We start from the raw sequence: 12,424 nt of genomic DNA, 5'->3' as shown, positions 1-12,424 counted from the left end.
TAGCCTTACCTCCGCAGGGCGGTGCAGGGGCACGGATGACCAGGAGAGACATGATGAATGGCGCACGCATGCGTCCGCGCAACGCCGCACTCTCCGCCCTCGCCGGACTGCTGAGCGCCGTGCTCCTGGTCGGCTGCACCGCCGCCGACGCGGCCCCGCCCGCGAGCGCGGCCTCCTCCCTCGGCCCCGCGACCGCTGTCGTGGAGGACGCGAGCATCCGCCCCATCACCACCGACCCGCAGCCGCAGCTCCCGGTGACCGTGCGCTCCTTCGACGGCGTGGACGTCACCGTCACCGACGTGAGCCGGATCATCGCCGTGGACCTCTACGGCACGCTCGGCGAGATCGTCTACACCCTGGGCCTCGGCGACAACGTGGTCGGGCGCGACCGGGCGACCGGGTTCGCGGAGGCCGCCGACGTCCCGCTCGTCTCGGCCGCAGGCCACGACCTCAACGCGGAGTCGATCCTCGCGCTGAACCCGACGGTGATCCTCACCGACACTTCCATCGGCCCGTCGGAGGTGCAGGCCCAGCTCCGCGCGGCCGGCATCCCCGTCGTCTACTTCGACCCCGAGCGCACCCTCGAGGGCATCGGCCCGCAGATCGCCGCGGTGGCCGCCGCCCTCGGCGTGCCGGACGACGGCGCCGCGCTCGTCGAGCGCGTCGAGGGTGAGATCGCCAGCGCGGTCGAGCTGGCGCCCTCCGACGGCGAGGCGCCGCGCATCGCGTTCCTCTACCTGCGCGGCACCGCCGGGGTGTACCTGCTGGGCGGCCCGGGCTCGGGGGCGGACGCGATGATCCAGGCCATCGGCGCCGTCGACGTCGGCACCGACGTGGGCCTCGACCGTCCCTTCGTGAACCTGACCAGCGAGGCGCTCATCAGCTCCGCGCCGGATGTCATCCTCATGCTCTCTGAGGGCCTGAACTCGGTGGGCGGCGTCGACGGGCTGCTGGGCATCACAGGGATCGCGCAGACCCCCGCCGGCGAGAACCGGCGCGTGGTCGACATGAGCGACACCACCCTGCTGAGCTTCGGCCCGCGCACCGGCGCCACGGTGCTCGCCCTGGCCGAAGCCGTCTACGGCACCGCCCGATGACGGCCGACGTCGCCGCCCCGGCCAAGCCGGCGGCGCCCAGTGCCCCTGACTCGTCCGCCACCGCGTCGAGCCGTCGCCGTGGGCGCCTGCTGCTGATCCTGCTGGCCGTCGGCGTGCTCGCCGCGGCGGTCGTGGCCGCGGGCGTCGGGCAGGTCCGCATCCCGCCCGCGGAGGTGCTGGGCTCGCTGCTGCACCGCGTCGGCCTGGACGTGGGCCCGCTGCCGAGCCACCCCCAGGGCGAGAACACGCTGTGGCTGGTGCGGTTCCCCCGCATCACGCTCGCGCTGCTGGTGGGCGCCGCGCTCGGCTGCGCGGGCGCGCTGATGCAGGGCGTCTTCGCCAACCCGCTCGCCGAGCCCGGGATCATCGGGGTGTCCTCCGGCGCGGCAGTCGGGGCGTGCGCGGTCATCGTCTTCGGCGGCGCGCTCACCGCGGGCCCGTGGGTCGCGGCGGCGGCGTTCGTCGGCGGCCTCATCACCACGTTCGCGGTGTATGGGCTGTCCCGGTCGGGCGGCCGCACCGAGGTCGTCACGCTGGTGCTCACCGGCGTCGCGATCAACGCGTTCGCGGGCGGGCTGCTGGCCTTCTTCACCTTCATCGCCTCGCCCGCCGCACGCGAGCAGATCGTCTTCTGGCAGCTCGGGTCGCTGAACGGCTCGTCCTGGTCGTCGGTGGCGATCGTCGCCCCGCTGGTGATCGTGGGCCTCGCCATCGCGATGGCGCTGTCCCGCCGGCTGGACCTGTTGTCCTTGGGCGAGCGCGCGGCCCGGCACCTGGGCGTCAACGTGGAACGACTCCGGCAGGGGGTCATCGTGCTGGTCGCGGTGCTCGTCGCCTCCGGGGTGGCGTTCACCGGCATCATCGCGTTCGTCGGGCTGGTGGTGCCGCACTTGGTCCGGATCCTCGCGGGTCCCGGGCACCGGCTGCTGGTCCCGGGGTCGGCGCTGGGCGGCGCCCTGGTGCTGCTCGTGGCCGATCTGGTGGCCCGCACAGCCATCGCCAACGCGGACCTGCCGTTGGGCATGCTCACGTCGTTGGTGGGCGGCCCGTTCTTCTTCTGGCTGCTGCGCCGCACCCGCGCCACGCAGGGCGGCTGGGCGTGAGCGCGCGCGGGCTGTTCTGGCGGCGGCCAGCCCAGCTGCCGTCGCCCCCGGCGCCGGGCGAGCTGATGGCCCGGGTGCGGGGGGCGCACCTGACCCGCGGCGCCGGCGAGGTGCTCCAGGGCGTCGACCTGGACGTCCGCGCCGGCGAGGTGCGGGCGCTGCTGGGCCCCAACGGCGCCGGGAAGTCGTCGCTGCTCGGCGTCCTCACGGGCGACCTGGCGCCGTCCGCCGGAGCCGTGGAGATCGACGGGCGCCCGCTGGGGCACTGGAGCACCGTCGAGCTGGCGCTGCGCCGGGCCGTGCTGCTCCAGCAGGTGGGCGTCTCGTTCCCGTTCACCGTGACCGAGGTGGTGCGGATGGGCCGGGCGCCGTGGCGTGGCACCCCGCTCGACCTGGAGGACGACGACGCCGTGGCGCAGGCGCTGGCCGCCGCCGACGTGACGCACTTGGCGGAGCGCCAGTTCACGGAGCTCTCGGGTGGCGAGCGCGCGCGGGCCGCCCTCGCCCGGGTGCTCGCCCAGCGCACCGGCGTGCTGCTGCTCGACGAGCCGACGGCAGCCCTGGACCTGCGCCATCAGGAGCTGGTGCTCCAACTCGCGCAGCGGCATGCGCGCGAGGGCGGCGCCGTCGTGGTGGTGGTGCACGACCTGGGGCTCGCGGCGGCGTATGCGGATCAGGTGACGGTGCTGGCCAGAGGCCAGGTCGTGGCGGACGGGCCGCCTGCCGAGGCGCTCACCGCCGAGTTGCTCAGCGAGGTCTACGAGTACCCGGTGGACGTCTTCGACCACCCGCGCACCTCACGACAGGTCATCTTGCCGGTGCGTTGAGCCTGGACGCCGCGCAGCGCCGCGCCGCCCTCGGTGGCCGGACTACCTGACACATGGTGGGAGAATGTCAGCATGCCCAAGATCATCGGTGGATCTCTGCACGAGCACCGCGAGCAGACACGCCACAAGTTGTTCGCGGCGCTCTCAACGCTGATGGAGGAGCGCGGCTTCGACGCGATCACCCTCGCTGACATCGCCGCCGCGGCCGGTGTGGGCCGCACCGCCGTCTACAACCACTTCCCCGACAAGGAGTCGCTGCTCGTCGCGTTCATCACCGACGAGACCGAGCAGTACGTCGCGACGCTGGAACGCTCGCTCGAGGACATCGACGACCCCACCGACCAGCTCCGCGCCTACGTCTTCGCGCAGGCGCAGCTCAAGCGCGTCTACCACCTGGCCCCCGGGCCGGACCTGCGCTCGGTGCTCTCCCGTGCCACGCAGCAGCGCGTCCGCGAGCACGTGGTGCTGGTCGAGCAGATCCTGCGGCGCATCCTGCGGGCGGGCATCGACACCGGCGAGTTCGCCGAGCAGGACATCGACACGACGGTGCCGCTGGTCAACGCGTGCCTGTCCAGCCGCAGCGTGCCCGAGGCGGACGGCCCGGCGCGGGATCGCGCGCTCGACTCGACGGTGACGTTCGTGCTGCGGGCAGTCGGCGCGCGGGACCTGGCCGCCGCCTGATCGGCCGGCGCCGCGGGGAGGTCAGGGCCAGCGGACGCCCGACTCCCCGAAGTACGCCGGCAGGGCGGTGAGCCCACGGTCTTCCGCAGGGTTGTACTGCGGGAGCGGCACCATCTGGAAGTCCCTGTCGGAGATGGTGTCGTTCGGCGGCATCACGCCCAGGTCGGAGGACCGGCGGAAGCCGAACTGCTGGAAGTAGGACGGCGGGCCGGCGGCGAGCACCATCGAGGCCGTGCCACGCTCGGCGCCCCGCAGGGCGTTGCGAATCAGCGCCGCCCCGACGCCGTGGTGGCGGTGCTCGGGGAGCACCGCGAACTCTGACAGCAGCCGCGCCTGCACGTCGCCCGTCGCGGTGTGCAGCGGGATCTTGCTGAGGATGACGTTGCCCGTCAGCACGCCGTCCAGCTCCGCGACGAAGGACAGTTGCGGGACGAAGTCGGCGGAGTCGTGGATGCGCTCCACGAGCTCGGTGTAACGCGGGTCGGTGGCCGCGAAGGCCTCGCGCACGACGGCGAGCACCGCGGGCCACTCATCCGCGTGCGCCAGCCTGATCCGCATCGTCACCCTCCCACGATGCTCGCGAGCCCTGGCGCCCGCCATCGGTGGGCCCGTCGCCAAGCCCGCCATGGACGCATGTAGGCAAGCCTTACCTTCGTCGGTTACAGTTCCCCTGAGCACGTCCTGACGACCTGTCATCAAAGACTTCTCGCCGCCCCAGGGAGACCGCTGTGACCACCACGACCGACCCCCTCGCCGTGGAGCAGGGCCTGCCCGCGACCACACCCCTGTCGACCCTGCTGCGCGAGGGCACCCGCACCGAGCACGAGGCGGCCGAGCAGATGGGATTCGTCGAGTCGCTCATGGCCGGGCGCCTGGACCGCGCCGCGTACACCGACCTGGCCGTGCAGCAGCACGCGATCTACACCGCCCTCGAGGCCGCGAGCGCCCAGATCCGCGCCCTGCCCGGCGGCGACGCCATCGTCTTCGACGAGCTGACCCGCGTCCCGTCCATCGAGGCCGACCTCGCGTTCCTGCTCGGCCCCGACTGGGCCCAGCAGATGCGGGTGCTGCCCGCCACCGAGCGGTACGCGGCCCGCCTGCGCGAGACCGGCACGTCGCTCGCCGCCTACGCCGCGCACGCGTACACCCGTTACCTGGGCGACCTCTCCGGCGGGCAGATCATCCAGCGCATGCTGCAGCGGCACTACGGCTTCGAGGCCGAGGGCGTGAGCTTCTACCACTTCGCGGAGATCCCCAAGCCGAAGCCCTTCAAGGACGCCTACCGGGATCGCCTCGACGCCCTCGACCTCGACGAGGACGCGCGCGCAGCGGCCGTCACCGAGGCCAAGCACGCCTTCGAGCACAACCGTGCGCTGTTCGCGGAGCTCGGAGAGCTGCACCTGCGCTGAGGCGTTCCGCGGCAGATGCGCCTCTTGGGGTCCACATGTGGATGCTCACACGGCCAAAAAGGTGACGACACCCTTGCGCGCCGCCCTGTGTGTCGGATGATGGCCACGTGACCGGCACACAGGCGCGACCAGCAGGGGCCCTGACGGGCGCCACCGCACTGACCAGCGCCGTGCGTCAGCTCGCGGTGGCCGCGCACCGCCTCGACCGGTGCCGCACCCTCGCCGAGGTGGCCGAGGTCGCCGCGACCCACGCCCGCGAGGTGCTGGACGCCCGAGCCTGCGCGATCTGCCGCATCGAACAGGACACGTGCAGCGTGCTCGCCACCAACCCGGACGCCCCCGACCAGATGCTCGCCGCCGGCTCGACATTCCGCGCCGAGGACCGCCCCGCGCTGCGCAAGCTGCTCCGCGACCGGGCGAGCTGGGTGGCGCACTCCCCCGAGTTCGTGAGCGACCTCGAGGTCGGCGACGAGGTCGAGGCCGACTCGCTCCGGGCCTTCGGACTCAGCTCCGGGCTCGCCGCGCCGATCATCGTCAACGAGTTCGTCTGGGGTCAGGTCTACGCCGCGCGCGGGGTCGACCAAGCGCTGTTCGAGATCGACGACGTCGCCACCGCCGAGGTGCTCGCCGGGCTCATCGCGGGCGCCGTCGCCCGCGTCGACCTCGAGGACCAGGTGCGCCACCTCGTGTCGGACGATCCGCTCACCGGCCTGGGCAACCGCCGAGTCGCCGACCACGCCGCACAGGCCGCGCTCGACGCCGAGGGCGAGACCTGCATCGTGATGTGCGACGTGGACGGGCTCAAGCGCGTCAACGACGAGCTCGGCCACGACGCCGGCGACGACCTGCTGCGCGCCGTCGCCGACGTGCTGCGCCGCATCCAAGACGACCTGCCGGGCTCCACCGCCGCACGGCTCGGCGGCGACGAGTTCAGCCTCGTCACCGGGGGCCACGCCCGCGCCACGGTGAGCCAGGCGGTCGCGCGGGCGCTGGCCACCTACCCGCTGCCGCACGGCGCCGCGATCTCCTGGGGCATCGCGTCCACCGCCGACGGGCACGCCGACGGCACCCGCACCCTCTTCCGCCGTGCCGACGCCGCCCAGTACCAGGCCAAGCGCAGCCGGGCCCGCGCCGCGAAGGCCCTCGAGCGGCGTAACGCCGAGTCCGCCGTCACCGTCGACCGGCTCATCACCGCCGTCGTCGCCGCAGTCCTCGCCGCCCAGACCGGCGAGGTCACCCGGCTCTGCGCACTCGCCGGCGCCGCCGCGGCCGCGCTCGGCGGGTCCACCTGGACGGTCCTGCGCGACACCGACGGGATGCCCGCGGCCGTCGCGCGCGGCGGCACCCCCTCGGATGAGCCCGGCGACCGCCAGACCCTGACAGTCGAGCACGCGCCGTGGGTCGTGCAGGTCGAGACGACAGCGCCCGACGACGCCACTGACTCCCTCACCGAGGCCCTGCAGGCGCTGATCGACGTGGCGATCCACGGCGCCCGCTGAGCGTTGGCCGTTGAGTGACGGCCCCGCGTTGACCGCGGGGCCGTCGCCCGGTCAGCCGTGCAGCGGCAGGGTCAGCACATCCGCGGCGCCGGCGGTGATCCGCACCGGCACCCCCCAGTCCTGCGCGTTCAGGTGGCAGGCCGGGTACTCGATGGCGGGGTCGGCGTCGCAGCTCGCGGCGTGGGCCGTCACGTGCAGCACGCCCTCGGCGACGTCCGGGTTGAGGCGCAGCACGCGCTCGAGCGGCACGTCGTCCCCGGCGCCGTCGAGCAGCAGCTCGGGGGGCGTCGAGGAGACCTGCAGCCGGGTGGACGGGCCGTAGCGGTCGTCGTACTTCTGCCCGGCGGCAGGGGTGAACACCACGTCGAGCCGCACCGCCCCGGGCGCCAGGTCGGTGACCGGCCGCTGGGTGCGGTGGGCGCCCGCGTCGAGGATCTGCCCGGCAAGGGTGGCCGGCAGCGGCACGCGCGTGAGCCGGTGCGCCGCCGACTCGACGACGAGGAGCTGCACGCCGTCGCCCTCGGTGAGGACCACGATGTCGGACGGCTCGGCGAGGCCGGTGGCGAGGGTCGTGACCTCGCCGGGCCCGGCCGGGGACCCATCGGCCGCGCGGCCGGGCACGTGGCGGCGGACGGCGCCGTTGTAGGTGTCGGCGATCGCGATGGAACCGTCGGGCAGCACCGCGACACCGAGCGGGTGCTGCAGCAGCGCCTGGTCGGCGGGGCCGTCGCGGTGGCCGAAGTCGAAGAGCCCGGCGCCCGCCGAGGTGCCGACCACGGGCTGCGTCGCGTCGCCGGCCGCGGGCGTGCCCGGCAGGTCGAGGCTGCGCAGCGCGGAGACCTCGGAGTCGGCGAGCCACACGCGGCCGTCCTGGTCGACGGCGAGTCCGGAGGTCTGGGCGAACCACGCCTCGTCGGCGGGCCCGTCCACGAGCCCCTCGTTCATGGTGCCGGCCAGGTGCGTGATGCGGCCTGTCACCGGGTCGAAGGCCCACAGCGTGTGATTGCCGGCCATGGCCACCACGAACGCCGACGCGGCAGGCGACCACACGACGTCCCACGGCGAGGACAGCCGGACGTCGAGTGCGGGGCCGTCGTAGCGGAGCCCTGATCGGTCGGCCTGCGACTCGTCGCCGTCGCGCGCGGCCACGTTGTCCGCCGCGCCCACCATGTACTGCTCGCCGGTTCCCGCCACTGTCGTCACGGCGCCGTCGGACAGTCGCACTCCGCGCAGCGCGTGGTTGACGGTGTCCGCGACGAGCACGTCGTAGCCGACGGCGGCGCGCAGCTCGTCGGGCACCAGGGCCAGGCCGTTGGGCTCGCTGAACTGGGCGGTGGCGGCGTCGCCGTCGAGCAGGCCGCGCCGGCCGGAGCCGATGCGCCGCACGAGGGTCTCGCCGTCGGCCTCGAGCTCGGCGAGCGAGTGGTGGCCGGCGTCGGCGACGAGCAGGCGGCCGTCCGGCAGCGTGATCGCCTTGGCGGGGAAGCGCAGCGTCGTGGAGGTGGGCGCCGGGGGCACGTAGGGTCCGTCGCCGCGGTGCAGCGTGCCCTTGGCCTCATGCTCGGCGACGAGGTCGCGGAGCAGCAGGGCCACGTTGTTCTTGTGCCCCTCGCCGGCCATCTGGGCGACGACGTACCCCTCGGGGTCGATGACGACGAGCGTCGGCCAGGCCCGCGCCGTGTAAGCCGACCACGTGGTCAGGTTCGGGTCGTCGAGGACCGGGTGATGCACCTCGTAGCGGTCCACCGCGGCGGCCAACGCCACCGGGTCCGCCTCATGCACGAACTTCGGGGAGTGCACGCCGATCACCACGAGCACGTCTCGGTACTGCGCCTCGAGCTCGCGCAGCTCGTCGAGGACGTGCAGGCAGTTGATGCAGCAGAACGTCCAGAAGTCGAGCAGCACGATCTTGCCGCGCAGGCCGGAGAGCGTCAGGTCGACGCCGCCGGTGTTGAGCCAGCCGCGGCCGGTCAGCTCGGAGGCGCGGACTCGGGGAAGACGAGGAGTCACGGTCACGGCGGTAGTCAACACGACCCCGCGCCCACGGCGCGGAAGTGACCGCTGGTTGTCTCAGGGGACGAGCCGGTCCCAGGCGGAGGAGGTCAGACGGTGCGCAGCCGCGTGGGGCGCGGCTGGGCGGAGACCGGGCCGACGACGCGGACCTGGACCCGCACCCCGTCGACACTCTGGGGGAGCATGGCGGCGTCGTTGCGGCGCTGCACGTTGACCTGGACGGCGTAGCCGTCGTCGTCGGTGGTCAGGCCGATCCCGCTCACCCCGGAGCGCTCGCGAAGCTCGCTCCGCAACCGTTCTTTGGCTGCGCGTGCCTGCTGCAGGTCCGCCATGGTGTACGCCTCACGTCTCGACATCCGCCTGCGCGCCCGCGAAAAGACGGGTGGGGCGCCCAGACACTCGGAACGGTTCGATCGGGTGGTGATACGCCTGTCCAGATCATTGTCTCCCGCAACCGGGTCCTCGCGCCATGGAACGTCGCACGACAGTTGCATCCGGCGCTGCGGGATTCTCGGCCCTGATCGATTCGATAGGACCAAGGGCCTCATCTTCAGCCCTCACATCCCGGCGCGCAAGGCCGATCAGGTGACTGGCGATCCCGCCGCACCTTGATCCGAGCATGGAGTCACACCATCAGCGCCACAGCACCGCCCCGCCACCCGCTTCGGGTCAAGCTCATCGTCGCGGCTGGCGGGCTCATGGCCGGCGCCCTCGCCGCCGCCCTCCTCTTCGGCTGAGCACAGCAACGCGGGGCTCGCCCGAGGACGAGCCCCGCCGCGGCGCTCAGCTCGCGAGCTCGACCCCCAGCGCCGACAGCACGGCGTCGATCGGGTTGAGGTACGTCAGGCCTGAGCCATTCGACCCGCCGGTCTCGCTGCCCGCGAAAAGCAGCCCGAGCGCGACCCCGTCGGCCCGGTAGACCAGCGACCCGGAGTCCCCGCCCCGGGAGAACGGGCCCGCCCCCGTCGACTCGACCTCGATCTGGTCGTCGAACCGCAGGTTGCCCAGCGGGTTGCCGTAGCCGACCACCACGTCGTCCAGCTCGATGGCCGTGACACGCCCGGTGGTGACCGCCGTGGTGCGACCGATCTTCGCGACCTCCTCGTTGCCGAACGCCACTGTGGTGGTGGTGATCGGGCCCACGGGGTACCGCAGGTCCACGTCCTGCTCGTCGAGGAGCGCGATCGCCGCGTCGACGGTCGCGCTGCGCCCGCGCTCGAGCGGGACCAACTGGGCCAGGGTTCCCACACGGTCGCGCGGCGCCGCCCCGCCGTCTGCGGGGCCCGGCTGCACGATGACGTCCCCGATCTGCGCCCGCGGCGTGCCGGCCAGCACGTGGAAGTTGGACAGGACGTGCAGGGCGCCGTCGCGCACCACGAAGGCGCCCAGCGTGCCGGCTGTGACGGCGACATGGGCGATCGAGACGCCGGGGCGCAGCGGGCGGGCCCGCCCGGTCTCGCCCTCCGCGAGCGCGGTCGCCACGGGGAGCCGCTGCCCGGCGCGCTGCTCGCCACTCTCGGCGTCGGCGACATGGCCGGTGGTGACGGGCCGGATGCGGCCGGTGCGGCGCACGTCGACGGCGGGGCCGGCCTGCTCGACGACCTTGCGCGCGAGCCGCCGCACGGCGGGCACCCCGAGCCGGTAGCGCACGGCCATCGCGTACCCGCCGCCGTCGCGCGGCGCGAGGCCGAGCCCCAGCGTGGGACCGCTCGCCGTCGCGACGTCGAGGTCGAGTGGCTGCAGGCCTTGGCGCTGCACCAGCTCGTCCACGTAATCGGCGAGCTGCGCCTTGACCTCGCGCGCCTCATCCCTGTTCATCATGGGCCCCCCTTGACCGCGCCTCCGTGCGTACCCTCCGAGCCCGGCAGGCCCGGCGCCGCACTGTCCGCCGATGCCCGGTCCCTGCCCCCGTGGGGGTTTCGTCCGGTCGAGCCCCCCAGTGTTCCCTGTGGCGCCGACATGCCCCAGAGCGGCGCGCGCTCAATGGCCGGGAAGTTCGCATGAGCTGGGCATGCAAGACGCACACCTGCGCGCCTGTCATCGCCCCAGCCGACCTGAAGCGTTTCGGCTCGTTGACGGGCCGACCATGCCCGCCGACCCTGGGACGGCACACCGCACGCTCCGCGCCTTCCGCGTCTGCGACGACGCACGACCGGGAGGGTGGCCGGCCGGCACGGACCGGAACCGGGCGCCGGCGGACCGCACACCCTCCATCCCGGCGCCCGTGCCCGGGCCACCGGCCGATCCACCCCGAGGAGCCCGCATGTCCCCTGCCCGAAGGCTCGCGCGGCGCATCGCCGCGGCAGCGACGACGGCCTTGGCCGCGACGCTGTTAGTCGCCTTGCCCACGTCACCGGCGATGGCGCACGGTGGCCTCACCTACCCCGCCACGCGCACCTACGCGTGCTACGTCAACGGCATCGAGAACGGGGTGGGCGGCGGGCTGAACCCGACCAACCCCGCCTGCGTGAACATGCTCGCCGAGAACGGCAACTACCCGTTCTACAACTGGTTCGGGAACCTGCTGAGCAACGCCGGCGGCCAGCACCGCACGATCATCCCCGACGGCAACCTGTGCGGCCCGCTCGCCTCGTTCAGCGGCGCCCGCAAGGGCGGCACGGACTGGCCGACCACCACGCTGCAGTCCGGCTCGACCATCACGCTGCAGTACAACGCGTGGGCACGGCACCCGGGCACGTGGTCGCAGTACGTCACCAAGGACGGGTGGAACCCCAGCCAGCCGCTGAAGTGGAGCGACCTGGAGGCCGCGCCGTTCAACGAGGTGACCAACCCGCCGCTGCGCGAGGGCGGCCCCCAGGGCGCCGAGTACTACTGGAACGCCACGCTCCCGAACAAGTCGGGGCGCCACATCATCTACTCGATCTGGCAGCGCTCCGACAGCCCCGAGGCGTTCTACAACTGCTCGGACGTGAACTTCCAGGGCGGCCCGGTCAACCCGACCCCCACCCCGACGCCCACGGTGAACCCGACGCCGACGCCGACCCCGACGGTCAACCCGACGCCGACCCCCACCGTGAACCCGACCCCGACCCCGACGGTCAACCCGACGCCCACCGTCACCCCGACGACGCCGCCCGCCTCGGGCTGCTCCGTCACCTTCGACACGACGAACGCGTGGAACGGCGGGTTCGTCGGCCAGGTGACCGTGCGCAACGGCTCCAGCTCGGCGGTGAACAACTGGGAGCTGAAGTGGACCTTCAGCAAGGGTGAGCAGCTCAGCCAGGCGTGGAGCTCGACAGCCACGCAGTCCGGCGCCGTGGTGACCGCCAAAGCCGCCGCGTGGAACGGCACGATCGCGGCGAACGGCTCCACGAGCTTCGGGTTCTTGGCCAACGCGACCAACGGCCCGGGCGCGCCCACCGGCGTGACCCTCAACGGCTCGGCCTGCACCGTGGCCTGACCGGCTCGCAACGCGCTGCGCCCGCCTCGCCCGCATCACGGCGAGGCGGGCGCTCGTGCGCGCGTCGCCTGGCGCTCAGTACCGGTAGCCCGTGTCCCGGCGCTCGATGACCTCGCGGTGGCTCGTGTGCGAGCGCTGTGCGTTGAAGATGATCGCCAGGATGAGCGCCAGCAGCCCTGCGCCCATGCAGATGTAGCCCACGATCGTCAGGTCGACGCCGGGGACGTTGTCGGTGACCGCGAACGCGAGCGTCGCGCCGATCACGATGAGGACGATGCCGCCGCCGATGCCCATGCCTGACCCCTCTCGCGCCGGGCGTCGGGCGCCCGCACTGTCGAGTCTCGCCCTGGCCGACGGCGGACGCGCGGCGAGCG

The 12,424-nt window shown here is 73.3% G+C and carries 12 protein-coding genes; 7 read left to right on the top strand and 5 right to left on the bottom strand.

Annotated elements, in window-relative coordinates; genetic code table 11:
- The first annotated feature begins 53 nt into the window (after window positions 1-53).
- From QUV83_RS13960 to QUV83_RS13945, 4 genes are all read left to right on the top strand, one after another.
- Window positions 54-1,097, top strand: a complete 1,044-nt coding sequence (locus tag QUV83_RS13960) for a heme/hemin ABC transporter substrate-binding protein (protein WP_289565368.1) — start codon at window positions 54-56, stop codon at window positions 1,095-1,097.
- Window positions 1,094-2,200 carry a FecCD family ABC transporter permease gene (locus QUV83_RS13955; protein WP_289565366.1) on the top strand — a complete coding sequence of 369 codons (1,107 nt, stop codon included), beginning with the start codon at window positions 1,094-1,096 and terminating at the stop codon, window positions 2,198-2,200. The genes QUV83_RS13960 and QUV83_RS13955 overlap by 4 nt, the downstream gene beginning before the upstream one ends.
- A 65-nt stretch (window positions 2,201-2,265) precedes the next feature.
- The gene (locus QUV83_RS13950) at window positions 2,266-3,027 is read left to right on the top strand and encodes a heme ABC transporter ATP-binding protein (protein WP_289565501.1); all 762 of its coding nucleotides are present in this window, start codon (window positions 2,266-2,268) and stop codon (window positions 3,025-3,027) included.
- Between the two features lie 72 nt (window positions 3,028-3,099).
- Window positions 3,100-3,708 carry a TetR/AcrR family transcriptional regulator gene (locus QUV83_RS13945; protein ID WP_289565364.1) on the top strand — a complete coding sequence of 203 codons (609 nt, stop codon included), beginning with the start codon at window positions 3,100-3,102 and terminating at the stop codon, window positions 3,706-3,708.
- Between the two features lie 21 nt (window positions 3,709-3,729).
- On the opposite strand, the gene QUV83_RS13940 is transcribed toward QUV83_RS13945, so the two are convergent.
- Window positions 3,730-4,266, bottom strand: a complete 537-nt coding sequence (locus QUV83_RS13940) for a GNAT family N-acetyltransferase (protein ID WP_289565363.1) — start codon at window positions 4,264-4,266, stop codon at window positions 3,730-3,732.
- A 170-nt stretch (window positions 4,267-4,436) separates the two neighbouring features.
- Between QUV83_RS13940 and QUV83_RS13935 the strand changes: the two genes are divergently transcribed.
- Together QUV83_RS13935 and QUV83_RS13930 are read left to right on the top strand one after the other, a co-directional pair.
- Window positions 4,437-5,117: a heme oxygenase (biliverdin-producing) gene (locus QUV83_RS13935; protein WP_289565361.1), complete on the top strand. Its 681-nt coding sequence runs from the start codon at window positions 4,437-4,439 to the stop codon at window positions 5,115-5,117.
- Window positions 5,118-5,224: 107 nt separating this feature from the next.
- Window positions 5,225-6,616 (top strand): GGDEF domain-containing protein, encoded by a 1,392-nt coding sequence (locus QUV83_RS13930; RefSeq protein WP_289565359.1) that lies wholly within the window; start codon window positions 5,225-5,227, stop codon window positions 6,614-6,616.
- Between the two features lie 51 nt (window positions 6,617-6,667).
- Here QUV83_RS13930 and QUV83_RS13925 read toward each other — a convergent pair whose 3' ends face one another.
- From QUV83_RS13925 to QUV83_RS13915, 3 genes are all read right to left on the bottom strand, one after another.
- Window positions 6,668-8,626: an NHL domain-containing thioredoxin family protein gene (locus QUV83_RS13925; protein WP_436231925.1), complete on the bottom strand. Its 1,959-nt coding sequence runs from the start codon at window positions 8,624-8,626 to the stop codon at window positions 6,668-6,670.
- Window positions 8,627-8,718: 92 nt separating this feature from the next.
- Window positions 8,719-8,961: a hypothetical protein gene (locus QUV83_RS13920; protein ID WP_289565356.1), complete on the bottom strand. Its 243-nt coding sequence runs from the start codon at window positions 8,959-8,961 to the stop codon at window positions 8,719-8,721.
- 451 nt (window positions 8,962-9,412) lie between these two features.
- Window positions 9,413-10,450 carry a hypothetical protein gene (locus QUV83_RS13915; RefSeq protein WP_354003949.1) on the bottom strand — a complete coding sequence of 346 codons (1,038 nt, stop codon included), beginning with the start codon at window positions 10,448-10,450 and terminating at the stop codon, window positions 9,413-9,415.
- 442 nt (window positions 10,451-10,892) lie between these two features.
- Here QUV83_RS13915 and QUV83_RS13910 point away from each other — a divergent pair, with 442 nt between their 5' ends.
- Complete coding sequence (locus QUV83_RS13910) at window positions 10,893-12,050, top strand: lytic polysaccharide monooxygenase (protein WP_289565354.1); 1,158 nt, start codon at window positions 10,893-10,895, stop codon at window positions 12,048-12,050.
- 75 nt (window positions 12,051-12,125) lie between these two features.
- Here the strand turns inward: QUV83_RS13910 and QUV83_RS13905 are convergent, their stop codons facing one another.
- Window positions 12,126-12,344 carry a DUF6458 family protein gene (locus QUV83_RS13905; RefSeq protein WP_289565353.1) on the bottom strand — a complete coding sequence of 73 codons (219 nt, stop codon included), beginning with the start codon at window positions 12,342-12,344 and terminating at the stop codon, window positions 12,126-12,128.
- Window positions 12,345-12,424: the final 80 nt, after the last annotated feature.

The sequence above is a fragment of the Cellulomonas cellasea genome (assembly GCF_030372105.1).
Lineage (GTDB): Bacteria > Actinomycetota > Actinomycetes > Actinomycetales > Cellulomonadaceae > Cellulomonas_A > Cellulomonas_A cellasea_A.
This window is presented reverse-complemented; position numbering and strand designations above follow the sequence as displayed.

Excerpts from the sequence above, each read along its gene's own strand:
- QUV83_RS13960 (WP_289565368.1), top strand. The coding sequence starts at position 54 with ATGAATGGCGCACGCATGCGTCCGCGCAACGCCGCACTCTCCGCCCTC.
- QUV83_RS13955 (WP_289565366.1), top strand. The coding sequence starts at position 1,094 with ATGACGGCCGACGTCGCCGCCCCGGCCAAGCCGGCGGCGCCCAGTGCC.
- QUV83_RS13950 (WP_289565501.1), top strand. The coding sequence starts at position 2,266 with ATGGCCCGGGTGCGGGGGGCGCACCTGACCCGCGGCGCCGGCGAGGTG.
- QUV83_RS13945 (WP_289565364.1), top strand. The coding sequence starts at position 3,100 with ATGCCCAAGATCATCGGTGGATCTCTGCACGAGCACCGCGAGCAGACA.
- QUV83_RS13940 (WP_289565363.1), bottom strand. The coding sequence starts at position 4,266 with ATGCGGATCAGGCTGGCGCACGCGGATGAGTGGCCCGCGGTGCTCGCC.
- QUV83_RS13920 (WP_289565356.1), bottom strand. The coding sequence starts at position 8,961 with ATGGCGGACCTGCAGCAGGCACGCGCAGCCAAAGAACGGTTGCGGAGC.
- QUV83_RS13915 (WP_354003949.1), bottom strand. The coding sequence starts at position 10,450 with ATGATGAACAGGGATGAGGCGCGCGAGGTCAAGGCGCAGCTCGCCGAT.
- QUV83_RS13910 (WP_289565354.1), top strand. The coding sequence starts at position 10,893 with ATGTCCCCTGCCCGAAGGCTCGCGCGGCGCATCGCCGCGGCAGCGACG.
- QUV83_RS13905 (WP_289565353.1), bottom strand. The coding sequence starts at position 12,344 with ATGGGCATCGGCGGCGGCATCGTCCTCATCGTGATCGGCGCGACGCTC.